Below are 21,371 nucleotides of genomic sequence, written 5' to 3'. Positions count from 1 at the left end.
GGAGGCCGGCCGGGAGCGCGCGGGTAGGGACTGTCGGCGGTGCGGCTCACTCGCGGACCGCGGCCGCGAACTGCTCTTCCAGGTCCGCGCGGCCTTCGGGGTCGTCGGCCTGGAGGGCGTGGTCGTCGGCCTCCTGGTCGACGTCGTCGGCTCCACCGTGGATGGTGCAGTACACGTCCGGGTCGGTCATCAACTCGCCGGTCAGGGCACGCAGAAGGTCGGTGACGCTGTAGGCCGGGGCCCACGCCGTGCCGTCACAGTTGTCGTCGGCGGCGCAGCCCACCAGGACCTCGAAGCCGACGTCGCCCTCACCGTCGACGTTGTTGCGCTGGGCGAGGACGAGGCGGTCGGCTCCGAGGCGGATCTCCGCGACGCGGTCGCCGTCGGCGAGCTGCGAGCCGTCGCGCCAGCTCCACATCGGCAGGATCTCGGGGCCGAAAGTGCGACGGACCAGGAGCAGTTCGCCCAGGCCCGCGTCGTCGTCCCAGCCGAGATCCGCGCGCCGGGCGTCGCTCAGCGGCTGAAGCATTGCCTTCAGGCGGGAGAGGTTCCCCGCGATGACGACGTGGTCGAAGCCCTCGCCGGGCAGGCCGGGCCAGGCGTCGGCCATGGCGGCGTGCTGCGCGCGGACGGCCTGTTCGGGCACCCGCCGGTTGGCGGGCCGGGTCTTCTGGCGCTCGATGCACACGGGCAGTGGAGTCGGGACGACCAGGGCGACCGTCGGGACGCCGTGGCGTCGTGCGGTCGCGATCAGGTCGGCGCGCACGAATTTTTCGCAGTTCGTGGCGTCGACGACCGTCATCTTGCGGCGAGCAAGGCGGGCCTCCAAGACGGCCTGGAGCGCGAACACCGCGTCCTCGGTCGCCTCTTGGTCTCCGGCGTCGTCGCTGACCATCGCCCGGAACCAGTCGAGCTCCAGGACCTGCGCGGCGGGCCAGGTGCGTGCCCACGTCGACTTGCCCGAGCCGGCCGCGCCGATCAGGACCACCAGCGACGGGTCGGGGATCGTCGTGTCGACGGGCAGAGCGTTGTCCATGCGGAAGGGCTTCATGCGGATTCTCCCTGTGGGTCAAGAGCACGGGTGGCGTAGTGGATCTGGAGGCCGGCGTTGTCGGTGATCAGGGCCGCGGCCTCGTACAGCGGGCACGACGTCTCGCCGTCGCGGTCCGGCTCGATCCGTCCGGCGGCCTGCGCGGCGACGGTGAGCAGCTGCGCGAGGGAGCCGAAGACGCCGTCCTGGCGGTGGTCCTCGTGGTGGAGCTCGCGCAGGATCTGCGCGAGCTCCTGGGCGCCGATCTCGTCGGCGGTGAGTTCGTCTTCGATCTGCTGGAGGGCGAGCTTGGCGATTCCGGCGGCCGCCTGTACGCGGTCCAGTCGGGTGCGGGTCATCGGCGGGCGCCGGGGCGGGTGGTGAGCCAGACGGTGACGGCGGCCGCGCCGATCCCGATCGCGCGGTGCAGCGCCGCGTCCAGCTCCATCCACGAACTGCCCGGTCCGGTGAGCTCCTTGGTGACCGCGCCCTCGTCGTCGAGGCGGACCGCCTGGCAGTGCTCGATGTAGCCGGTCTTCCTGGTCTTCTTCGCGAGCCACAGCAGAGCGGCGCCGCGGTCGATCGCGGCATGCGTCGAGGCATTGATGGCCGCGCCGGCGAGCAGCGCGGTGGGCGTGACGCGGTAGCCGAACGCGCGGGTGATCGCGATGGTCGCCCCGAGCTGGACGGCGGTGTACGAGGCGACGTGGCAGGCCACGGCCCGCCGGCCAAGGGCGCTGGTGGTCATGGTCGGGCGGGTGGAGTCAGGCGCGGCGGGGGAGCCGTCGGCGTGGACCAGGTCCTCGCCGTAGAGCCGCTTCCGCGAAGCCGTCTTCGATCCCTGGACCCAGTGGTCACAGGCGGGATGCAGTTCACCGAAGGTGGCCAGCAGGGTACCGAAGAGGGCCAGGCGCTCGGTGGTGAGGGACAGACGGTGCATGCTGGGGTTCTCCTGATCTCGGGTTTCGGGTGAAAGGGGAGTGGGGCGGCCGGCCTCTTGCCGATGCTGCGGCCGACCTCGTGAGCGGGCTCCGCCCCGGCCTGCGTGGCCGGGGCGGAGGTCGTTCAGAAGGGCAGTTCGTCCGGCCGGGCCGGAAGGGGCAGGAGCCGGATGCGCAGCTCGCGCCGCCCTGCCCAGCAGTCGCACGCCTCCATCTCCGGGTTCGCGCCGCCCACCCACCAGCCGCCCGCGCCCCGGCAGTCGGGGCAGGAGCGGCGGGGCCGGGGCGTGAGCTCGATGCGGTGCCGGTCTGCGTGCAGCCGCCAGCGGCCGGTCTTGAGCACGGCGGCGGCCGCGGCCAGCACGGCGGTCCGGGCTCTCTCGGGCACGGGGACAGAAGCGGGAGCGGTGCGGGGGAACAGAGCCACGGTGACTCTCCTTCGAAGGATTCGTTGATCAGGCGGCCAGCCGGTGAGTCACCGGCTCCCGTGGACGCGAAGTAGGTGTCGGAGCTGGGCTCATAGCCGCGGGCGCAGGGGTCTCAGCGGCCCTGGGTGCACAGCGGTACCGGCGCAGAGCACTTGTTCCGCGGCTGCCGTATTCCTGGGCAAGAAGCTCAGGGAGCTGTCCCTACGGGCCGCAGGAAATCACTGGCCGGGGCCGGTCCCGTGCGGAATGCTGCAGGCGTGATCGAGCGAGAAGCCGCCGTTCGGGCCGTTGAGGAACAACTGGAACGCGACTATCAGAGGTGGCGGGCTGCGGGTGCGGAGGCACTGCGCATGGCTGTGGTGGACGTCGAGGAGCACGAACTGGTGTGGATCGTCTCCTGGACGTCCGAGGAGTTCGTGCGCACTCGAAATCCGGAGTTCATGCTCGCAGGCAACGGGCCGTACCTAGTCGACCGTGTCGACGGGGGACTGCATCAGGTCGGCGTCGTCTCCGCGGCGACCGGGGCATGGGAGGACGACTACCGAGCCCGGATACGTGGGCTCCCGGTGCGGACCGCGGTGGATGATCTATACGATGCGCTCCGCGGAGTCGCCGCTACACGCGGGCGGATGCATGCTGTGCGGACACTGCGCCAGAGGCTGCCTGTGCTCGCGCCCGCGGAAGCCCTTGAGTACGTGAGCGCGTTGCTGGAGGGTGATGCGCCCGCCCGCCTCGTGGCCGTCGCCACCAAGGAGCTCGTGGAGCCTCTCAACCCGGTACTTGCGGTGGAGACCATTCTGAGCGGAGCGGCGATCCGAGCCGGTCAGAGACCCGAGGGGTGACTGGAAAGCCAGTCGGCGTGCCGATTGCGCATCCGGTCGCGTTCTGCGGGTGTGGTGAGGAAGACGTCGGCACCACCGTCGTAGGGGTGGTGGATGCGCTGCATGCGGATATCGGTGATGAGGATTCCCGCCACCTTGTCGTCGGCGGTATCTCGGAGCAAGTCGTCGATGCAGCCGCGCTGCCAGGGCCGGCGTGCTGCGAACAGGTGGCAGTACGTGCGGAACTCAGGGTCGGGATCGTCCTCCACCAGCAGGCTCTGCCAATACCCCGTTCCGGGTCCCACTGACGGAACCTCGGCTTCGGTCGTCCAGAGCGGAGTGATGACGTACACGTCCGCGCCAGCGAACAACTCGTCGAGGACGGTGTTGTAACGCTCCAGGACGACGGCGTACTCGCTCTCGTCCTCCGGGTACCGCTTCGATTCCGGCAGGCTGTGAAAACGTACCCAGACATCCCGATACGGGTCATGGAGCTTGTACCCAACTGGTGGGCAATGGGGCCAATGCTGATGCCACAGCTCCGTCAGATCTGCCTGCCCGTCTCCAGACACCTGCTGCACTCGTCCTCTCGCGTCTGTAGCCGCCGCCGACCATGATGCCGGGGCGCATCCACGAGAGAAACCGACTTCCTAGTGCTGTGACCGGGAAGGTTTGCCGGATTGGGGTGGCCTGAGCCCGTTGTCAGAGCCTCCCGATAGCGTTCCGGCAGCCAGATCCGACTCTTCTCCAGGAGAACATCCGTGGACATCTTGCTCATTGCCGGCCTGTGGTTCGACGGATCCGCATGGGACGAGGTCGTGCCCGAACTCAGTGCACTCGGCCACCGTCCCGTGCCGCTCACCCTCCCCGGCCAGGGCGATGGCACCGTCTCCGCGACGCTCGATGACCAGCTGGCAGCAGTGCTTGACGTGGTTGACGCGGCACCGGGGAAGCTCCTGGTGGTGGGGCACTCCGCTGCGTCGAGCCTGGCTTGGCTGGCCGCCGACGCGCGACCAGAGAAGGTGGCCAAGGTCGCACTGATCGGCGGCTTCCCTGCCGCAGACGGGCAGGCTTACGCCGATCACTTCGCGATTGAGGGCGGCACCATGCCGTTCCCCGGCTGGGGCCCGTTCGAGGGAGCGGACTCCGCCGACCTGGACCAGGAGACCAGGGATCGCCTTGCGTCCGCCGCTGTTCCTGTCCCCGAGGGGGTCGCCCGGGGAGTCATGCGCCTGACCGACGAGCGCCGTTTTGACGTCCCAGTTGTGCTCATCTGCCCCGAGTTCACCCCCGCCCAGGCCAAGGAGTGGATCGCCGCCGGCGAGAGCCCTGACCTCGCCCGCGCGGCCCACCTTGAGTACGTGGACCTCGACTCGGGCCACTGGCCGATGGCTACCTGCCCCCACGAGCTCGCGCGCATCCTGGCGGAGGCCGCGAACTCGTAGTGCCGTGGTGGGGTTGGGTCGTCAGGCCGCTGCCGGTAGTGGTCTGCCGCCCCAGCGGATGCCCTTTTCGCTGCGGATGCGGGCGCGTTCCTTGCGTTGGGCGGCGAGTATGTCGGGGTGTCGGGCGTTGGCGTTGCGCCAGCGCAGGTAGGCGTGCAGGGCCCGGGTCTGCACCGGGTGGTTCGGGTGGTTGGAGTTGGCCAGGGTGAACTGCCGCAGCGGCCCGAAGTGCGCCTCGATCGGGTTGGCCCAGGAGGCGTAGGTCGGGGTGAAACATAGCTCGACCTTGTTGCGGGCCGCCCAGGCGCGGATCTTCGTGCCGCAGTGCGCGGACAGGTTGTCCAGGATGACGTAGATCGGGGCGCCATCCGGACGGGCCGCCCGAATCGACTTGAGCGCGGTGAGGGTGGGGCTGGCGCCTTTGCGGCGCCGGTTGACGCCCCATAGCCGATCGGTGCCCACGGCGTAGCAGCCGTGGAAGTAGGTGACGCCGTGGGTGCGGTGGTAGGTGGCCGGCAATCGGTCCGGATTGCTCAGCTGGGCCCAGCAGGATCCGGCGGTAGGCCGGATACCGAGCGGCCCGAACTCGTCGAAGGCGAAGGTCCTATCCGGCCGCTCGTGCAACGCGAATTCGATCCGCGCCAGCTTCGCCTCGAAGCGGGGATCCGGTGACTCCTTCCAGGTCTTGGTGCGCTGGAAGGTGATCCCGCGGCGGGACAGTAAGCAGCGCAGCGCCTCGCGGCCAATACGGATCGGCCCCGATGGCAGGCGCTGCAGGTGCTCGGCGAGATTGCGGATCGACCAGCGGGTGAACGGTTTGCCGAGCCTGGTCGGGCGGGTGGTGGCCGTCGCCACGACGAGGTCCTCGTCGTCAGGCGTCAGTAGGCGGGGACGGCCTCCCGCCCACCGAGGGTCCAGGCAGGCTAGGCCGATCTCGTTGAAGTGGTGGATGACGTCGCGGACGGTGTCCTCGTCCGCGGCCACCAGCCGGGCGATTACCGGCACTGTGTTCCCGCCGGCCGAGGCCAGCAGCATCATCGCCCGCCGATAGCGCACCGTGCTGGTGCTGCCCCGGCGCACGATCTGCTGCAGCCTCTGCCCCTCCTGCTCGGTCATCCTGCGGACCCTGACTGGTGGCGCCACCATGCCTCCCCACCCGAACGGACAGATCCCCGCCATCCAATCCGGGCAGGCTCAGCCACCGGGCAGAAACCGGTGAACCTATGTGGTCACAGCACTAGCTGCCGCTTCATCGGCTGCTGATGTAGCCGGTCCAATCGTGTTCGACGAACTTGACCAGTCTGCCGCGCTGGTCCCGGTGAGAGCAGCGAACGAGCAGCGCAAGAAGAGGGTGGCCTCGTTGTGCACCAGCGAGGCAGGATCGGTCCTGTGATGCGCCATGCCCACGAGGATCCCGAACTGCTGGCCCTGGTTCGCCGCTATGTCACGCCCGAGGGTGAGCGACGCCGCCATCTGAAGCTCGGAGGCAGCTTGCTACGCATGCGAAGCCCTGAGTACGACCGGTTCATACACGACCTCCGCGAGGATGCAGGACTCATCACCGCGGATGAGATCGCCACCCTTCTTGAGGGCAGCTGGCGCGAACGGAGAACGGCAGCTTGGCTCGTAGCCGTCTCTCGACGGACCGAGTTTCGCGAGCGCATCGGAGAACTCCTGCTGGCCAGCGAGGGCTGCTGTGCTGGGCTGGCCTACTGCGTGGCCCTGGCCACTTTCGGAACGGAGCGCGATGCTGATCTGCTCGCCACCTACCTTGATCGCTACCTCTGCCGCCCTGACCTCGGGTACGACCAGACCGTCGTCATGGGTGCTCTCCAGTTCATCAGCCTGAATCTTGGAAACGATCAAGCCGACCGCTTCCTGGGCCTGGACGGCCTGTGGCAGCAGTGGCTCCACGACGCGCCTCACATGCAGGCCAACCCAGACCCTCTCCCCTCCTCCTTGAGCCTGATTCGTCAGCTTTATGCCGTCGTCCATGAATGCGCCGAGCCAATATGACGGCCTCGCATCTCGTTGTGATCTCTCTGCTCCATTGCCGGCACACTTGGAAACAGTCAGACCCGTGCGCGGGCCGCGATGTAGTCGAGCCAGTCGCGTCTGGCGTATCCGGTCCAGCGGGTGGCGTTGCTGGTGCCGGTGAAGTCGGCGAGGACGGACGCCGGCAGGTCTGTGGCCAGCGCGAGACGCGCGTTGTTGCGGCCGGCGCGGGGCGCAATGCCGTGTCGGCGGAGCTTCAAATTGAGGTAGGTAGCTCCGAGAGGGCGGGCGGGCTCCTGGCCGGGGAACAGCCACGGTGTTGTGCTGGCTGTCTGATCAAGCTGCCAGCGTGCCTGGGTCGACGCGCAGAAGGTAGCCGCGTGTCGGGTGACGGCAGGACCAGTCTGGCCGGGTCGCGCAGAGCTTGCAGCACAAAATCGCCACCGGGCCGGCGTTGTGGCCGGGGTTGAGGTTTATGGCGCAAAGAGCCCTGCGCGTAACGAGCCCAGGGGGAACCGCGCCGCGGTCGAACTCGGAAACCAGCGGGTTCGGGGGATCTGCACGGTGGTCCGGTGAGAACTTGCCGGGGGTGCGGTGGTTCTGAGCGGCGGTACCGTGCGGGTTCCACCTCGCGGTGTGAGACAAGATGGGACCTCCGATCTGGAGGGGGCTTGGGATGAGCTACGACCTGCGAGCAGTGATCGCTGATGGGGAGGCGCTGCGTGGCGCGGCGCGGGACCTGCCTGCCGCCCGACTGGCGTCGATCGGACATGGCCTCTCACTGATGCCGATGACGGACGCGCTGTTCGATTCGGTCGCCGACGGCAGTGGTGTCGGCACGTTGGGGTTCTGGGGGCTGCCAGGCGGGTTCGAAAGGACCCTTGCTGCCTGGTCAGCCGGCGGGCCGGTGGCCTACGTGGAAGCCGAGTACTTCGGCGGCGTAGGCGAGCAACGGGCTGCCGTGTGGAACGGCGGCGACATCGTGCTCGGACCGCTCCACGTGGAGGAGCGACAGCCCTTTCCGCCTGTCGGCAGTCCGATCTCTCAAGCGCTGCGGCAGTTGGGCGTATGGGTAAGCGCTGGCGAGGACGAGTTCTCAGCAGTGGGGTTGGACCGGCATCGACACGGCGAGGCGTGGATTGCCTGACGCGCGACTTCCGAATTTCCGCAATCACGTGCAAGTTCCTGGCTCTGCTCGCCGAATCCGCCCGTGATCGCGAGAACCTCGTACGCTCGCTGATTCGCCTGGTGCAGGGTGCTCACCCGCATACTTGCGCTGATTTGACCGAGGTACGTCTCGCGGAACCTGCGTGAACTCCAGTTGGCAACAACGTGGCGCTGCGCGCCACCTTCACGACCTCGTGGCGCGGACGTCCCTGCCGCGGCCGGGGCATCCCGGGCTCCAGGTACCGGGCAGCCGGTTGGGGCGGTGCGGGTAGCGGGGGCCGGGGCGCTGTGGGCGGGGCCGGCCGATGAGGCGGCGCGGGCGGGGCACGAGCACGACGGGTTCCTCCAGGGCGGTGTGGGCGGGGCAGTGCTGCGCCCGCCGTACCGGGCCGGTGCGGCGGGCGCGTTGAGCAGCTGGCGGGGGCAGGGTCAGGGCGCGTGGGTGAGCCCAGGAAGCGGGCGCACGGTGGTGCTGGGGCTGGGTGCGGTGTGGGTGGGGCAGGGCTTGGCGGGCTGGGGGTCGGCGCCGCTGGTGCCGCTGCTCAGCTGCCAGCCGAGAACTACGCCGAGCACGAGCAGCACCAGGTGCCGGTTGGTCTTCCACCAGCTCCCGTGGGCATCTCGGTGACCGGGCCGATGGCTTTCGGGGGCTTCGCCAACGTGTTTCCTCCTTGAGGGAGTTCGTCGTGGTGCGGGGGCCGGGCGGCCTGTCCGGCCCTCGCCCTGCCCCCGCAGTGGCGGGGGAGGGGCGAGGGCCAGGCGGAGCGACCGGAGGTCAGCGCTGGAGCGGGTGGACGTTGTCGGGTTCGTCGCCCGCCGGGGTGGGGGCGGGGAGCGTGGCGTGCAGGTGGAGCGCGGGGCTGAACTGGTACTGCGGCGGGTGGTTGTGGACGACGGGCCGCAGGGACAGGCCGCGCAGGGCGAAGATGCTGGCCAGCGCCCACATGAGAGCGGCGAGCCCGGTGGCGGCCGCGCGGCCTCCGGCCGGGGCCGTGGACCAGATCATCGAAAGGCTGCCGATGCCGAACAGCCCCCACGCGATGCGGGCGCCGGCGTTGCCGAAGAACCCGCCGACCAGGCCGAGCAGACCAGTGAGTTGCCAGAACGCGTACAGGGCGGCCGGGGCGACGGCCAGGTGCGCGGCCTGGTCGGCGAGGAACACGCGGACGGGGTGGTCGACCGTTCCCCACAGGCCGCTGCCGTCGCCGCCGCTGGTGGCCGGGACGGCGGACAGGCCCTGGAGCGCGGCGTCGGCGACGTCGCCGGCCGCGTCCAGCATCAGCACGATGACACTGATCCCGGCGAACAGTGCAGCCGCCTTGATCCAGTTGGCGACTTCGTGCCAGCTGCTGTGCCGGACCTGGCCGATCTCCTCCCACCGCTGGTAGAGGAAGCCGCCCTCCTCCCACGACTCCTTCCAGGCGGCGCGCAGCCACGCGAGCCGCCCGGCGGGCTCGGGGGCCAGCTCGGGGGCCAGCTCGGGGGCCAGCTCGGGGGCCGGAGGTACGGGCGGCAGCTGCTTGAGGACGTCGAGGAAGGACGGCTGGTCCTGGCCGTTGACGGGCTTGTCGTGGTGGGTCATGGCGTGACTGCTCCTTTGGCCGGAGGGCGGTGGTGGGGCGGGGTCAGCGGATCTCGTTGCGGGTGCGGGCGAAGAACGCACCGCGCGTGGTGCTGTTGTTGTGGATCTCGGTGTGGTGGGTGACCGGACCCTCGAAGACGTTGGTGACGGCCGCGCGGGCCTTGCTGATCGCGCCGCCGATGGCGGTGGCGGCCATGGCCAGGCCCGCGAACGGCAGGGTGACCATGAGGACGCTGTTCAACGTGACGGAGGCCAGGCCCTGGAGCGCGAGCCAGGCCCCGCAGCCGATGCCGGTGATCCCGGCGCCCACCCCGATGGAGGCCACCGCGATCCCGGCCGCCCAGGCCGGGACGATCCGCCTGTCCTCCTGCTTCACGGGCGGGGTGGGGCCGAAAGCCGGCGGCTCGGTCTCGTCGCGGAACGAGGTGGGGTGGTGGAGGACGGGCTGGGCCGCCCAGGCGTCGATGAGGCGGCGGGCTTCGGCGGCGGCCTCGGACTCGGGCATGCCGTGCTGGGTGTGCAGGGGGTCCATCGGGTTCTCCGATCACGCGGGCGGGAAGGGGAGCGCCCTCCCGGGCCGTGGTGGCTGGGAGGGCGCGTGGGGGAGGGGCGCGCGACGGCGAAGGGCGTCGCCGGAGCATGTCCGGCGGCGCCCTTCGGCGTTGCGTAGCAGGGGAGTTGAGGCTGGCGGGTGGGGTAGTCACCGGCCACGCGCGCCGGGCATCCTCGGACCAACAGGCGCGAGGAGGGGGCTGGGGTGGAGTTCGTCTTCGACTGCGGGTGGTGCGGGGGTGAGAACTTCTTCGTGGGTAAGCAGGTCGGCTTCTGGGTCGACAAGTGGGAGGTGCCCTCGGAGTGGGACTGCTGCTACTGCGACGGCCTCAACACCACACCCGACCCGCCGTGGACCGAGGCGTAGTCAGAAGTTGGAGAGCAGTCCGGCGACCGAGGTGAGGCCGCTGTTGATGGCCGGGGCCAGTCCGGTCGCGGCGAGGGTGAAGCCGAACAGCGTGCAGGCCAGCGCTGAGCCGACACGGACGTTGCCGCCCTTGATCAGGACGATGACGACGATGCCCAGCAGTACGGCGGCAGAGACGGAGAGGGCCACGGCGGGTGATGCTCCTTCGCAGAGTGGGTGGGGGCCGGCCGCGCTCGGGCAGGCCGGCCCCCGGGGATGGGTGGGTGTGATCAGGCGTCGGTGAGGCTCTTGATGGCCTCCAGCGCCTTGCGGGCAGAGACGACCTCCTGGCGGCCGCCGCCCTTGGACGCCCGGCCACCGCCGCCCTTGCCGCCACCGCCGCCACGGCGGCGGGAGCCACCGTCGTCGCCGTCGTCTTCCTTGGGCTCGGGCCAGAACTCGCCGGGCCTCACAGGCTCGTTCCAGTCGAACCACAGGCCGCGCTTCTCCAGCTCCGCGATCTCGTGGTCGGTGAGGTGGTTGATCTCGCTGGGGAACAGGGTGGCGAGGTCGGTGTCGAAGTCGGCGTACAGCGAGCGCATGAGGACCGCGCGGCCGTTGTCCAGGACCATGATGGCGACGCCTCCGGTGCTGACCCCGTTCTCGGGGTCGGCCTCGCCGCGCATGGCCCGCTCGATCGCGGAGCCTTCCTGCTGGGCGTAGCGGGCCGGGATCGTCGGCACGTCGTAGGCGCTCTCCATCGTGCCCTCCGCCGCCTTACGGGTGGCACCCGGCGAGCCCATGTTGAAGATCGACGGGCGGGAGTTTTGCCGGAGGTTGTCCTTCATCTCGGTGGAGAACCCGTTGTGCGCGAACGGCGACTGCCCGGCCGGGTTGAAGCCGATCCCGTACTTCAGGCCCGTGACCGTGAGGTCGTCGCCGTCGGTTTGGATGAACTCGCCGAACGTCGCGTCCTGGGCTGCGGTCATGAACTCGTCCGCGAACACGTTCAGCTGCCGGTAGGGGCAGCGCGGGTCGCCCGGCTTGTAGTCGTGCGCCTCGCCGTCGTACGCCCAGGGCATCTCCGCGCGGATCTCGCACAGCGCCTTCGCCGCGCGCAGCGAGCGGGCCATCCACAGGGCGTTGGAGCCCTGCCGGTCGATGTACCTGCCGAGCGTGGATGTCTTCTCGTCCTTGCGGACGGTGGAGAGCCACACGACCTGACCGGCAAGGGACATGGCGGCCATGTCGATCGCGAAGAACTGCGTCTTCCCGGACCGGGAGACGCCCAGGATCAGCCCGTGACGTGCGGCGTTCTTGTCGTGCTGGAACACCATGTTCTTCACCGGCTGGCCGGTGATGGTGTAGCCGCACACGTACATGCCCTTGGCGTCCGGGGTGAGGAGCTCCCGGGTGGCGGGGAAGATCGCGGACAGCGGGGGCTTGTCGAAGGCGCTGATGAGGAACTCGGTGCCGTCGATGAGGACGAATACGCAGGAGTCGTCCTCGGGGAGCTTCAGGCCGCGGCATACCTTGGCCAGGTCGATGCGCGGGCTGGTGGTGGCGTCGGCCATCTTCGCCCGGTAGAAGGTGACCCCCCGGACGTCGTCGCGGGTCTTGTGGACGAGCTCGGATCCGGGGGCGCCGCCCTTGGGCGAGCCGACCTTGTCCGTCCAGCGCTCCTGGTCGGTCGGCTTGGTGCGGCGGCGGGTGTTGGCGTCGGGGGTGAGGTGGGCCTCCATCCAGCCGGGGCCGCCCTGGCGGCCGGGCTGGATGGCGACCTCCGCCAGGACGACGTCGCTGGACGGCACGGCGAACGGGGCGGCGACCGCGGCCTCGGTCAGGCCGGTGATCGGCCGTCCGGGCTCCGAGGCGCGCAGCAGGAGCGTCATGTCGTGCCGCATGCCGGGGTGCCGGGTGGCCCTGACGATGTGGGTGCGGCCAGGCATTCCGGCCTGCTCCCACAGCATCCGGGCGTCGCGGGTGAGCAGGTCGGCTCCGTCGTCCGGCACCGTCACCGGCTCCTCGATGATTTCGGCGGGCGCCGGCTGCGGGGCGGGGGCGGCGAGGGCGGGGCGGTGACGGCGGCGGGCGTGCCGGGAGAACGGCATCACCAGGTAGCCGGCCGCCGCCCATCCCGCGGCGAGCAGTCCGTCCATCCACCACGGGCCCCAGCCTGTGGTGGTCTTGGCGGTGACGTCGATGGCGGCGGCCAGGACCAGCGGACTCCAGCGCAGGATCTTGCGTCCGGCGCCGGGCGCGTCGCTCTTGGCGGCGAGGAACCAGCCGCCGATCCCGGCCGCGCCGGCCAGCTGCACGACCTGGTTGACGGGGCTGTCGGGATACAGGTTCGGGGCCACGGCCAGCACGGGTGCGGCGAGGGTGTAGGCGAGTCGTTCGAGTACGACGCTGCGCGGCGTGGTCACCGTTTCTCCTTCGCGGAACAGCCGCGGGCGGCCCCGCAGGGTGTGCGGGGCCGCCCGCGGCGGGTGGGTGGGGGAGCGGGGTCAGCGGTTGAAGAAGCCCGGCCGGGGCGTCTTCTCCCGCCGGTTGGAGCGGATGTCGTCCAGCGCTCCGTAGAGCTTGGAGTGGGTGCGCTTGGTGTCGTGGGTGAGGTCGGCGGTCTCCTGTGCCGTCTCGTACAGCTTCTTGACCTGGACCCCGGCGCCCCCGAGGGCGATACCGACGTTGCTGGTCAGCTCCACGAAGCGCGGGTCGAGTTCGGCGTTGTCGACGTCGCGGGCGGCGTCCTCGGCGCGCTTGGCGTTCTTGCGGATGCTGCGCACGAGCTCCTCCAGGCCGAGCCCGGCGTCGTCGAGCGCGCGCCCGAGGGCGTCGAGCTTGGCCTGGACGGCCTTGTAGCGGTTGTCGCCGTCGGCGACGGCGGGCGCCGCGCTCCTGGGGCGGGGTGCGAGATCGCTGCTCATCAGCGGGGTTCCTCCCTCTGCTTAGTCGTGGTGGGCGGCGGCCGACGCGTAGGTGAGGCCCGCGTCTTCCTTCGCGGCCATGTCCTGGCCGTACACGCGGGCGACCATCGCGGCGGCGAGCTTGGCGGCCTCCAGGGCCAGCCCGCACTCGGTCGCGCACCGCTGCGCCTGCTGCTTCATGCGGGCCGCGGAGTCGGCCAGGTCTGAGATCAGCTCGGTGACCTCGGTGGTGACGTTGTGGTCGCCGACCAGGTCGGTGGCCATGTCCCGCAGGGCGTCGGCCACCTTGTTCAGGGCCTCCGCGAGGGCTTCGGCCCGCTCCTGGTCGGAGGCGGCCTGGATGGCGATGTTCGCCATCTCCATCAGGTAGTCGTCGAACGTGATGTCCGTGCGGTGCTGAGCACCCAGGCCGCCCGTACCGGACGCCCTGCTGACCGATGCGCTGCTCACGCTGCTCCCTACCGTGGTGGTCTCCGTGCTGGTCGGCCGGCTGGTGCCGGGCCGCGCGGTGTGTGCCTCTGGTGCGGCCAGCAGGCCCTTGACGCCGGCCGTGAGGCCTGCGGGCGCGTCGGGGACGATGTCCGCGTCGACGATGTCCTCCTCGGAGGGCGGCGCCGACCGCGGCGGGCGGGTGGGGTGGTCGGGCCACTCCACGGTCGGGGTGGAGTCCTCTTCGCCGAACGGGCTGCCCGCCGGACGGCCACCGCGACCGGCGCGCCCCGCACGACCGCGTCCCGTGCGGCGGGAACGGCCGCGCCGACCGGCCCGGCCCTCAGTACTGGTGCGCCGGCGCCGGAACCGATGCCGCTTCTTCCCGCCGTCAGACGCCCCGTCACCCGCCGTGCTGTCCCTCGCGGCGCTGGAGGCTCCCTCGGGAGCGTCCTTGGTGTCCTTGGCGGTCTTGGTGTCCTTGCCGTCGGTGCTCTTGTCCTTGTCCTTGGTCAGGTTCACCTTCTCGGTGCCGGCCGCCTTGGCGTCCTTCGCGTCGGCGGCGGCTTTCGCGTCGGCACGCCGTTTGTCGAAGCGGCGCTGGGCTTCCTCGCCCACGGCCTTTCCCAGCGTGGTGCGGCCGGTGTCGGCCGACGCTGCGGCTTCCCGCTTGGCCTTCCTCGCCGCGTCCCACTCCGCCTTCCTGTCCCGGCGGTCCTGCCATTCCTGCTGCCGGTTGGCGCGCGCCTGGTCCCGGTTCTTGCTCCGATCGGCGAGGCCGGCACTGTGCCCGTTGCTGCGCCGCTCCTGCCGTCCGGCCTGCCGATTCGCGGCACGGTCGGCGCGACCGCGGGCCTTCTCCGCACGGGCGTTGGACGCCGGGCTGTTGTGCTGCGCCCGGCCGCCGTCGCCCTTCGAGCCGCCGCCTCGACCGGAGCCGCCAGAGCCGCTGTGGGAGCCCTTCAAGCCTCCTCCCGGACCCGAGCGACCGGCGCCGCCTGAACGGCTGCCAGAGGCCCGTTCAGGGCCCTTGCCGCCACCTGTCCCGGACCCCGAACGCCCCCCGCTGCCAACGGAGTTGGGGCTGGGGCCACGCGACCCCGGCCCCTTCGAACCGGGCCCCGAGCTGTTGCGGGGCCCGGTGCCGCTGCCGCCGCGCGAGGATCCGCCCCCGCCGCCGGCCTTCGAGCGGCCCTTGTCCGCACCCAGGCCCGCGCTGGAGGACTTCATGCGGTCGGCGTCCGCCTTTCCGCGGGCCGCCGCCTTGTCGCCCTTCGCTTTCATTATCGCGGCGTGGAGCTTTCCGTTCTGCTCCATCATCGCGACTTCCTGCGCGGTGCGGCCCTCCAGCAGTGCGGCCTGCCGTGCTATTTCAGCTTCACGGAAAGGCGCTTCGCTTTCATGGCTGTACCGCGCCTTTTCCAGCCGGAATTCCAGCCAGTCGCCGAGACGGTCGGCGAGGGAACGCGGCTGAACGTATTCACCTTCCTCGTATTCGCCATCATCTTGACCGGTTTCCGGTACGGTAATTCCGTCGGAACGCAGTGCCGTAGCCGGATTGGGAGCGGCCGGGATCGCCGGAATTTCCATCGTGGTCTCCTCCGGGCGTTCCGGGGGAGCCTGCGGAATGTCTTCCGGTGGCGGAATGGTGTCGATGAAATCCGGGATCGGCGGCAGCGTGTAGGTGGATTCGCCGCTCCACGGGCCGTGGACCAGGGTTCCGCCGCCGGTGTCGTCGGAGTCGTCGGACACGGGGCACCTCCCCTCCAGGGGGTTGACAGACAGTGGGGTCTCGTGTGCACGCGCGTGCACGTGCACGTGTGCACGCTTTACGCGCGCGAGGCCCCGCCGGAGCCCGGCGGGGCCTTCATGGGTGACGCTCAGCTACGCGGGCTGTGCTGCTTCAGGACGGTGTCCGCGTACTGCATGAGGTGGTCGAACAGCCGCGGGTCGCCCGCCTGCCGCTTCTCCAGGACCAGCTTGAAGAGGCGGCAGACGAGCGTGAAAGCGGTGACGGCGTCGCCGCGACCGGCTTTTACTTCCCGGCTGATTTCGGTTCGAGTAACGCGGAGCCAGAATTCCATCCGGCCGATTTCCCCGCGACTTTCGATCGACTTGCGCTCTTCCTCTTGCAGCCAGCCGATCCGGTTTTGGATCGAGCGCTCGATGCTGCTGAGGGGGCGCGTCACGCCGACTCCCGCTTACCGAGGTCGTAAATCGACGTGGGACCACCGTAGCGGGAATTCTCGTTCTGCGCACTCTGGTGGGGCGGGTTGGGCGCGGCATGGAGAACGGGCGGGTTCTTCTTCCGCTGCTTTTCGATCTCCTTTTCCTTCCTGTCCTTGGCCGTATTTACGACGTTCTCGTCGTGGGCGCGGCGCTTGTAGGCGCTCTTTTCCAAGCCCTCGGTCAGGTTGTTGAGGTTCCTGAGCACGTTGCCGAGGGCCTTTTCCACGGGCATCGCGCGCAGCCGGGCGTGGTACCAGCGGTCGCCCTCCACGTTCGTGCCGCGCAGGTGCACGCGGGTCTCCATCGCGAGGGTCTCCAGGTTCTTGCCGATGTCCAGCAGGACCCGCTGAACGTCGGCCAGGTACCGGGCGGTTGCCTCCGGGCTCTGCGCGACGTCGCGCAGGGGGGAGTAGTTCGGGTCGTTGTTGCTGTTCACGGCGGGGATTCCCTCCTGGTGTACTGGTGGAGCTGTCGGCTGTTTCCGGCAGTCGCAGCGAGGGCCAGCCCACTTCCGATGGGCTGGCCCTCACTGGTGTGTGCCGGACACGGGGTCAGGTCAGGTGCTTGTCCGCGTCCTCGGGGCGCAGCAGGCCGGCCTTGGAGAGCAGGCGCACCGCGCGGTCGTTGTTGACGGAGAGCTTGGTGCGGGCCTGGTAGAGGGTCACGAACCCGTCCTCGGTGCGGGGGAGGTTCTGTACGAGCGGGAGGAGCTCTTCGTCCGTGCGTACGGGCGTACCTGGACGCTCGCCGCCAGCCGTACCGGTCGTTCCGGTTGCGGGAGAGAACCCGGCGTCCGTACCTGTACGGGCAGCCGGAACACCCTCGCCGCCCGACTGTGTACGGACACTGATGGCGCCAGTGCGTTCCTGTACGGCCGCGCTGGTCGTACCTGTACGCCCTGCGGCCGCCGTACCTGTACGTACCGCCCCCTCGAAGGGGGTGTGTACGCCGCCTGTACGGTCGCTGTACGCGCTGGTCAGCGGCGCTTCCGCCGTGTTGTCGTGCGGCGGCTGTGAGGCGGGGCGTACAGGGTCCGTACCGTCCCATCCAGCGCCCGCGCCGTCCGAGCGAACCGTGTTGTGCACGGCGTACAGGCCGGGGCTCGCGCCCTCTGTACGGCTGGACGACGCGGCGTCCGTTCCGTCGGTACGCCGGTGCGTACCTGTACGGTCGGGCATTCCGTTTCCGCCCTCCGTACCGGTCCGGCCGCCCGCAGCGGTCTTGCTGCCGTGGCCGTCCGTACCGTCGTCGTGCATGAGGGTGTGGACGCGCCAGATGACCGCCACAAAGATCAGCACGACGAACGTGGTCAGCTGCCACGGAGCCGACTGGCCGTCCTGGACGATGTGCGCCTGCTCGGACAGGTGGTACGTCACGTTCGCCGACGCCATCAGCAGCAGCGCGTACGGGATGTCCTTCTTGGCCCGGAACGCGGTGACGCAGTAGACGTCGATGGAGACAGGGAGCAGCGGGGCGACGTACTGGTTGATGCCGACCATGCGGGCCAGTTCGTACTCGCCGGAGGCCGCGAGCCCGACGCCGGCGGCGAGCGCGATCCACGGGGCGGTCTTCCACGCCTTGCGGCTGATGTTCTGCTGCCAGCCGTTCCAGCGGGACGCGGACTTCTTCGCCTCCCTGGCCTCATCGAGCAGCCGGCGGGCGCGGGCCTCATCCGCCGCGGCGCGGTCGGTGACGGCCTTCGCCTTGCGCTCCGCCTCGCCTGTGATGCGGCTCGCTTCCTTCTGGGCGGCCTCGCGCAGCTGCACCGCGACGGTCTTGGCTTCGTCCCGCAGCCGTTCGCGCTGCTTGTCGCACGCCGCCTTGAGCCCGGCGAGTTCGTCGGCGAGGGCCTTGCGCTTGGTGGCGGCCTCCGCGTCGAACTGGTCGGTGAGCGAGCGGAGCGTCGTCCGCAGCTCGGTGCGGGCAGTCTCCGCCTCGGTGTGCGCGGCCGCGACGCGGTCGGCGGCCTCGCGGCGCCGCTCGTCGGCAGCGGCGACCGCGTTCGCGTACAGCGCCTCCGCCTCCGCGCGGCGGCCGTCGTACTGCTCGGCTGCCGCCGACGCGAGCTGGGCGAATCGCTCGCGGGCCTGGTCGACTTCCCGCTGCGCGGCGGCGACCAGGGCGTCGGCCTGCTCCTGGGCGCGGGCGAGGATCTGGCCGGCCTCGATGCGGCGCTGGTCGACCAGGGCACCGAGCTCGGTGAGGTCGGCCTCCGCCAGGCGGCGCAGCTCGGCAACCGCCTTGCCGGTCGCTTCGCGGTCAGTGGCGGCCAGCTCGGTGAGGTCGACGACCTGCGTGCGGGCCTCCGTCACCAGGGTCTTGGCACGGTCACGGGCCTCCGTCAGAAGCCGGTCGGCCTCACCGCGCGCCGCCTCCAGGTCCTTCTTCGCCGCCGCGCGGTGGGTGGTGGCCTCCTGGTCGGCTTCGGCGGTGATGCCCGCGGCGCGGGTCTGCGCCTCGGTCATCAGCACAGTGACCTGCTCGTGTGTGGCGGCGACAGTACGCGCGGCCGCACTCTCGGCTTCCGCCTGGAGGGCAGCGGCCTCCTCACGCGCGAGGTCGATGACGTCGGCGGCCCGGTCCCGGATGTCGGCGGCGCGGTCGGCGGCGTCGGCCAGGACCGCGTCGGCCTCCGGATGCACCAGCGGCTCCTCGGCGGCGGCCTGGGCGAAGACGGCGGCCGGGGCCGCCGGCGTCTTGGCGCGCCCGTTGGCGCGGGGCTTCACGGCCGGGGCGGACTGGCGCCTACGGCGAGTGGCGGTCTTGGCCACGGGGGTCCTCTCTTACGTTGTGGCGCCTTCGTACGAAGGGGCACCGCGGGTCGGCGTCGGTCGGTAGGGTCGTGACCAGGCCCTCCGGGGCCCCGGCAGCGTGAATGCCGGGGGCTCGGAGGGCTGTGGTGCTGGAGCGTCCCGGGCTCGTCAGGTCCGGCGGCTGGGGGCGACGATGCCGGTGCGACCGGACTCGTCCAGCCAGCGCTGGGCGTGGTCACGGTCGTGAGCACCGGCAATCTGCGTGAGTCCGTCGTCGGTGGTGACGTAGGCGGACCAGGTGGTGCCGTCGCCGTCGGTTTCGGCCTGGGCGGCGGTGATCTGACTGGTGAGCCAGGCGGGGAGCGGCATGAACGCCTCCTTAGTCGAAGCGGTAGCCGTCGGGGATCTCACCGGCGCGCAGCTGCTCGGCGAGGGCGAGGTACTCGCGCCGGTTTTCGTGGGCGAGTTCGGCGCGACGGGCCGCGCACTGGCGGACATAGGCGTCCCCGGCGGAGTCGGTGGCCAGCGTCTCGTTCTCGGCGGCCGCCGCCGCGGCCTCGGGCGCGGCGACGTTCTGCCAGTAGTCGGCGTCGCTGGTCATCCGGGCGCGAGTGATACGCATCAGAGATTTCTCCTTCGATCCGTTGGGTCCGGGCTGTCCGGCTCCCCGTCACCGCCCGTCCTGCCCGCCGTGGTGCGGCGGGCGGGGCGGGCGGATCAGGCAGCCGTCAGACCGTGGCGAGGGGCCGGCGCGAAGCGATGATCCGGCCATCAGGCAGCAGCTCCCCGGTGTCCTCGAACACCAGGACGCTGTTGCACAACAGGCTCCAGCCCTGCTCCGGGTGGGCCGCCACGACGTGCGCAGCCTCGCGGTCCGGGCTGTCGGCCGTCGGGCACTTCGGGGTGTGCGTGCACAGCGAGTCCGGCAGCGTGGTGCCGGTCGGCGCAGTGTCGAGCTGGGTGCTGCTACGCATGGGCGCTCCTGCGGGGGTGCGGGCCCGAGACTCTCCCGGGCCGGAGGCGTGCGAAAGGCCGGCCGCCCGCGAGACGGGCGGCCGGTACACCGAAACGGCGTTGTGCGGGTGGGGAGTTGGGTGAGTGTCCCGCCGGGCGGGTCAGCTACGACGAAGCCGGGCGAGGTAGGCGTCCTGGAGCCGCACGAAGGACGTGTGCAGCTCCCGGCCGGCGGTGCAACGGGCCACGGGCGGCGAGCACCGCGAGCACGCCTTGACGTGCACGCGGTAGGCAGCCGAGGCCTTCATGTAGCGGTCGTACAGGGAGTCAGCCATGAGCACGGCGACCGAAATCGTGGTCCGAATTGGTGCGGCGGAGCTCATCCTCCAGACGCGCGCGCTCGGCGTCCGTCATGCCGACACCCGCCGCGCCCGCCGACGGGCGGCCCGGCGCTTCACTGACCGCCGCTCCTCCTCGGACAGACCGCCCCACACGCCGTCGTCCTGGCCCGAATCCAGCGCCCACTTCAGGCAGTGCTCCATGACCGGGCAGCGACGGCACACGGCCTTCGCCTCCTCGATCTGCAGGAGCGCCGGACCGGTGTTGCCGATGGGGAAGAACAGTTCGGGGTCTTCTTCGCGGCAGACCGCGTTGTGTCGCCAGTCCATGCCGGTCACCGCCCCTGCCGGGCGCGGCGCAGGGCCTCGTCCATGTCCGGGTCGGAGTCCGTGGGGTGCTGTGCGATGCTGTGCATCAGGTCCTCCATACAGGTCCTGGACAGCCCCGGAGGGTTCCAAGTCGCCGGGGCTGTCGTGCTGTTCAGGCTGTTCGTACGAGCAGCCAAGGCCCCGGCCGCCCCTCTGCGGGGTGGCCGGGGCCTTGGTCGTTCGTCCGGAGCGGGTCAGCTCGCGCGGCGCCCGGGGTGCAGCGTGTCGAGCGGCACCGGCGGCGCACCGAGCGGCGCTTCACCGTCAGGCAGCTGGGCGCGGCGGGTGTCGGCATCGCGGACCGCAGGCGCGGTCGACGCCCACTTCATCTCGCGCAACAGCCACATCGGCCGACCGTCACCGTGCTCGCTATCCGCCTGCTTCTGCGCGGCGATCTGGCTGACGGCCGGGGCGGGCGCGGTCCTCGGCTTGCGCAGCACGGCGGTCTTGCGGCGGTGAACGGTCTCCGCGTGACCGTCCTCCAGACGCTCCGCCCACTTCCGGACCGTGACGTCGACCTTGACCAGGCGGTTGCCGCCCAGGCGGCAGCGGACGGACGCGTCCTTGCCAGCGCGGCCGGTGTCGTGCGGCACGACCTTGGTCGTCTTGGTACCGAGGCCGGTGATCGGCACCCACGTCTCGCAGTCCGGGCAGACCAGCGAGGCGCAAGCCGGGCGCAGGTCGAACTGGTGGGGCTTGAGGGTGGAAAGGGCCAGCGCCGGGCGGGCGCTGACGGTGCGGGAGCGGGTCCGGCTCCGGCGGGAACGGGCGGTGCGCTCAAAGGTCGAAGACATCTGGACTCCTCGTAGACGGAGTGGCACGGGGCGCGTCGCGAATGCGTTCTCTGCCCGCCGGGCCGCACGGCACGAGGCCGGCGTCCCGTAGGACAGACAGCGCACAGCGCTGCGACGTGCACGCAGTTGTCGCGGCCGTCAGGCTCCGGAGGAGTTCGATGGTGCTCTCACGTCCTCAGCGAGCTGAGGACTACCCCGGCCGCCCCGGAGGGCGGACGACTACTGCGGTGGTGCGGTCTTTCGTCTTCGCTGCCGGTCCCTCGCCGGCAAC

The 21,371-nt window shown here is 70.6% G+C and carries 28 protein-coding genes; 5 read left to right on the top strand and 23 right to left on the bottom strand.

Annotated elements, in window-relative coordinates:
* Positions 1-46 precede the first annotated feature (46 nt).
* From CG740_RS34770 to CG740_RS34755, 4 genes are all read right to left on the bottom strand, one after another.
* Positions 47-1,051, bottom strand: coding sequence for an ATP-binding protein (locus CG740_RS34770; RefSeq protein ID WP_100579314.1), 1,005 nt, complete (start codon positions 1,049-1,051; stop codon positions 47-49).
* Entirely contained in the window at positions 1,048-1,389 is a 342-nt protein-coding gene (locus CG740_RS34765) for a hypothetical protein (RefSeq protein ID WP_100579313.1), read from the bottom strand. Before CG740_RS34765 ends, CG740_RS34770 begins: the two co-directional genes overlap by 4 nt.
* Complete coding sequence (locus tag CG740_RS34760; protein ID WP_100579312.1) at positions 1,386-1,970, bottom strand: hypothetical protein; 585 nt, start codon at positions 1,968-1,970, stop codon at positions 1,386-1,388. Before CG740_RS34760 ends, CG740_RS34765 begins: the two co-directional genes overlap by 4 nt.
* Positions 1,971-2,095: 125 nt before the next feature.
* Positions 2,096-2,359, bottom strand: coding sequence for a hypothetical protein (locus tag CG740_RS34755; RefSeq protein WP_100579379.1), 264 nt, complete (start codon positions 2,357-2,359; stop codon positions 2,096-2,098).
* A gap of 297 nt (positions 2,360-2,656) precedes the next feature.
* Between CG740_RS34755 and CG740_RS34750 the strand changes: the two genes are divergently transcribed.
* Positions 2,657-3,241 (top strand): YrhB domain-containing protein, encoded by a 585-nt coding sequence (locus CG740_RS34750; protein ID WP_100579311.1) that lies wholly within the window; start codon positions 2,657-2,659, stop codon positions 3,239-3,241.
* Here the strand turns inward: CG740_RS34750 and CG740_RS34745 are convergent.
* The gene (locus CG740_RS34745) at positions 3,223-3,801 is read right to left on the bottom strand and encodes a DUF3885 domain-containing protein (protein WP_234376656.1); all 579 of its coding nucleotides are present in this window, start codon (positions 3,799-3,801) and stop codon (positions 3,223-3,225) included. The two genes, CG740_RS34750 and CG740_RS34745, sit on opposite strands and share 19 nt — an antisense overlap.
* 180 nt (positions 3,802-3,981) lie before the next feature.
* Between CG740_RS34745 and CG740_RS34740 the strand changes: the two genes are divergently transcribed.
* The gene (locus tag CG740_RS34740) at positions 3,982-4,665 is read left to right on the top strand and encodes an alpha/beta fold hydrolase (RefSeq protein ID WP_100579310.1); all 684 of its coding nucleotides are present in this window, start codon (positions 3,982-3,984) and stop codon (positions 4,663-4,665) included.
* Between the two features lie 21 nt (positions 4,666-4,686).
* On the opposite strand, the gene CG740_RS34735 is transcribed toward CG740_RS34740, so the two are convergent.
* A complete protein-coding gene (locus CG740_RS34735) occupies positions 4,687-5,808 on the bottom strand; it encodes an IS630 family transposase (protein ID WP_324901199.1) in 1,122 nt (373 codons plus the stop codon).
* Positions 5,809-6,057: 249 nt separating this feature from the next.
* Between CG740_RS34735 and CG740_RS34730 the strand changes: the two genes are divergently transcribed.
* Positions 6,058-6,681 carry a DUF6000 family protein gene (locus CG740_RS34730; RefSeq protein ID WP_100579377.1) on the top strand — a complete coding sequence of 208 codons (624 nt, stop codon included), beginning with the start codon at positions 6,058-6,060 and terminating at the stop codon, positions 6,679-6,681.
* A 56-nt stretch (positions 6,682-6,737) separates the two neighbouring features.
* On the opposite strand, the gene CG740_RS41265 is transcribed toward CG740_RS34730, so the two are convergent.
* Positions 6,738-6,920 (bottom strand): hypothetical protein, encoded by a 183-nt coding sequence (locus tag CG740_RS41265; RefSeq protein ID WP_234376654.1) that lies wholly within the window; start codon positions 6,918-6,920, stop codon positions 6,738-6,740.
* 416 nt (positions 6,921-7,336) lie between these two features.
* On the opposite strand from CG740_RS41265, the gene CG740_RS34720 reads away from it, so the two are divergent.
* Positions 7,337-7,807, top strand: a complete 471-nt coding sequence (locus tag CG740_RS34720) for a hypothetical protein (protein WP_100579308.1) — start codon at positions 7,337-7,339, stop codon at positions 7,805-7,807.
* A 449-nt stretch (positions 7,808-8,256) separates the two neighbouring features.
* Here the strand turns inward: CG740_RS34720 and CG740_RS39990 are convergent, their stop codons facing one another.
* The 3 genes from CG740_RS39990 to CG740_RS34705 form a co-directional block, all read right to left on the bottom strand.
* A complete protein-coding gene (locus CG740_RS39990) occupies positions 8,257-8,409 on the bottom strand; it encodes a hypothetical protein (RefSeq protein ID WP_159030486.1) in 153 nt (50 codons plus the stop codon).
* A 193-nt stretch (positions 8,410-8,602) separates the two neighbouring features.
* A complete protein-coding gene (locus CG740_RS34710; protein WP_100579306.1) occupies positions 8,603-9,409 on the bottom strand; it encodes a hypothetical protein in 807 nt (268 codons plus the stop codon).
* A gap of 43 nt (positions 9,410-9,452) precedes the next feature.
* A complete protein-coding gene (locus tag CG740_RS34705; RefSeq protein WP_100579305.1) occupies positions 9,453-9,941 on the bottom strand; it encodes a hypothetical protein in 489 nt (162 codons plus the stop codon).
* 225 nt (positions 9,942-10,166) lie between these two features.
* Here CG740_RS34705 and CG740_RS40540 point away from each other — a divergent pair, with 225 nt between their 5' ends.
* Positions 10,167-10,328 carry a hypothetical protein gene (locus CG740_RS40540; protein WP_199846662.1) on the top strand — a complete coding sequence of 54 codons (162 nt, stop codon included), beginning with the start codon at positions 10,167-10,169 and terminating at the stop codon, positions 10,326-10,328.
* Here CG740_RS40540 and CG740_RS34700 read toward each other — a convergent pair whose 3' ends face one another.
* From CG740_RS34700 to CG740_RS34640, 13 genes are all read right to left on the bottom strand, one after another.
* Positions 10,329-10,517: a hypothetical protein gene (locus tag CG740_RS34700; protein WP_100579304.1), complete on the bottom strand. Its 189-nt coding sequence runs from the start codon at positions 10,515-10,517 to the stop codon at positions 10,329-10,331.
* An 80-nt stretch (positions 10,518-10,597) separates the two neighbouring features.
* Positions 10,598-12,733: a chromosome segregation protein ParM gene (locus tag CG740_RS34695; RefSeq protein ID WP_100579303.1), complete on the bottom strand. Its 2,136-nt coding sequence runs from the start codon at positions 12,731-12,733 to the stop codon at positions 10,598-10,600.
* Positions 12,734-12,814: 81 nt separating this feature from the next.
* Positions 12,815-13,234 carry a conjugal transfer protein TraB gene (locus tag CG740_RS34690; RefSeq protein ID WP_100579302.1) on the bottom strand — a complete coding sequence of 140 codons (420 nt, stop codon included), beginning with the start codon at positions 13,232-13,234 and terminating at the stop codon, positions 12,815-12,817.
* Between the two features lie 21 nt (positions 13,235-13,255).
* Positions 13,256-15,415 carry an ATP/GTP-binding protein gene (locus CG740_RS34685; protein ID WP_234376666.1) on the bottom strand — a complete coding sequence of 720 codons (2,160 nt, stop codon included), beginning with the start codon at positions 15,413-15,415 and terminating at the stop codon, positions 13,256-13,258.
* 128 nt (positions 15,416-15,543) lie between these two features.
* Positions 15,544-15,852, bottom strand: coding sequence for a hypothetical protein (locus CG740_RS34680; RefSeq protein WP_100579301.1), 309 nt, complete (start codon positions 15,850-15,852; stop codon positions 15,544-15,546).
* The gene (locus CG740_RS34675) at positions 15,849-16,328 is read right to left on the bottom strand and encodes a hypothetical protein (RefSeq protein ID WP_100579300.1); all 480 of its coding nucleotides are present in this window, start codon (positions 16,326-16,328) and stop codon (positions 15,849-15,851) included. Before CG740_RS34675 ends, CG740_RS34680 begins: the two co-directional genes overlap by 4 nt.
* Positions 16,329-16,443: 115 nt before the next feature.
* Positions 16,444-18,663 carry a hypothetical protein gene (locus CG740_RS34670; RefSeq protein ID WP_100579299.1) on the bottom strand — a complete coding sequence of 740 codons (2,220 nt, stop codon included), beginning with the start codon at positions 18,661-18,663 and terminating at the stop codon, positions 16,444-16,446.
* Between the two features lie 150 nt (positions 18,664-18,813).
* On the bottom strand, positions 18,814-19,014 hold the full coding sequence (locus CG740_RS34665) for a hypothetical protein (RefSeq protein ID WP_100579298.1): 201 nt from the start codon (positions 19,012-19,014) through the stop codon (positions 18,814-18,816).
* A 10-nt stretch (positions 19,015-19,024) separates the two neighbouring features.
* Complete coding sequence (locus CG740_RS34660; RefSeq protein WP_159030485.1) at positions 19,025-19,267, bottom strand: hypothetical protein; 243 nt, start codon at positions 19,265-19,267, stop codon at positions 19,025-19,027.
* A gap of 106 nt (positions 19,268-19,373) precedes the next feature.
* Entirely contained in the window at positions 19,374-19,562 is a 189-nt protein-coding gene (locus CG740_RS34655; protein WP_324901197.1) for a DUF5999 family protein, read from the bottom strand.
* Between the two features lie 198 nt (positions 19,563-19,760).
* Positions 19,761-19,934 (bottom strand): hypothetical protein, encoded by a 174-nt coding sequence (locus tag CG740_RS40535; RefSeq protein ID WP_199846661.1) that lies wholly within the window; start codon positions 19,932-19,934, stop codon positions 19,761-19,763.
* A 75-nt stretch (positions 19,935-20,009) separates the two neighbouring features.
* On the bottom strand, positions 20,010-20,267 hold the full coding sequence (locus CG740_RS34645; protein ID WP_100579375.1) for a WhiB family transcriptional regulator: 258 nt from the start codon (positions 20,265-20,267) through the stop codon (positions 20,010-20,012).
* A 233-nt stretch (positions 20,268-20,500) separates the two neighbouring features.
* On the bottom strand, positions 20,501-21,100 hold the full coding sequence (locus tag CG740_RS34640; protein WP_100579294.1) for a hypothetical protein: 600 nt from the start codon (positions 21,098-21,100) through the stop codon (positions 20,501-20,503).
* Between the last annotated feature and the right edge of the window lie 271 nt (positions 21,101-21,371).

Origin of the sequence: Streptomyces sp. CB01201 (assembly GCF_002803085.1) — a bacterium.
Lineage (GTDB): Bacteria > Actinomycetota > Actinomycetes > Streptomycetales > Streptomycetaceae > Streptomyces > Streptomyces hundungensis.
The sequence above is the reverse complement of the archived record's forward strand: the minus strand, read 5'-3'. Positions and strand labels throughout refer to the sequence as shown.

What these genes read in the sequence shown, in the direction of transcription:
- CG740_RS34770 (WP_100579314.1), bottom strand. Translation starts at nt 1,051, where the DNA reads ATGAAGCCCTTCCGCATGGACAACGCTCTGCCCGTCGACACGACGATC.
- CG740_RS34765 (WP_100579313.1), bottom strand. Translation starts at nt 1,389, where the DNA reads ATGACCCGCACCCGACTGGACCGCGTACAGGCGGCCGCCGGAATCGCC.
- CG740_RS34760 (WP_100579312.1), bottom strand. Translation starts at nt 1,970, where the DNA reads ATGCACCGTCTGTCCCTCACCACCGAGCGCCTGGCCCTCTTCGGTACC.
- CG740_RS34730 (WP_100579377.1), top strand. Translation starts at nt 6,058, where the DNA reads ATGCGCCATGCCCACGAGGATCCCGAACTGCTGGCCCTGGTTCGCCGC.
- CG740_RS34720 (WP_100579308.1), top strand. Translation starts at nt 7,337, where the DNA reads ATGAGCTACGACCTGCGAGCAGTGATCGCTGATGGGGAGGCGCTGCGT.
- CG740_RS34710 (WP_100579306.1), bottom strand. Translation starts at nt 9,409, where the DNA reads ATGACCCACCACGACAAGCCCGTCAACGGCCAGGACCAGCCGTCCTTC.
- CG740_RS34705 (WP_100579305.1), bottom strand. Translation starts at nt 9,941, where the DNA reads ATGGACCCCCTGCACACCCAGCACGGCATGCCCGAGTCCGAGGCCGCC.
- CG740_RS34690 (WP_100579302.1), bottom strand. Translation starts at nt 13,234, where the DNA reads ATGAGCAGCGATCTCGCACCCCGCCCCAGGAGCGCGGCGCCCGCCGTC.
- CG740_RS34665 (WP_100579298.1), bottom strand. Translation starts at nt 19,014, where the DNA reads ATGCCGCTCCCCGCCTGGCTCACCAGTCAGATCACCGCCGCCCAGGCC.
- CG740_RS34660 (WP_159030485.1), bottom strand. Translation starts at nt 19,267, where the DNA reads ATGCGTATCACTCGCGCCCGGATGACCAGCGACGCCGACTACTGGCAG.
- CG740_RS40535 (WP_199846661.1), bottom strand. Translation starts at nt 19,934, where the DNA reads ATGGCTGACTCCCTGTACGACCGCTACATGAAGGCCTCGGCTGCCTAC.
- CG740_RS34645 (WP_100579375.1), bottom strand. Translation starts at nt 20,267, where the DNA reads ATGGACTGGCGACACAACGCGGTCTGCCGCGAAGAAGACCCCGAACTG.
- CG740_RS34640 (WP_100579294.1), bottom strand. Translation starts at nt 21,100, where the DNA reads ATGTCTTCGACCTTTGAGCGCACCGCCCGTTCCCGCCGGAGCCGGACC.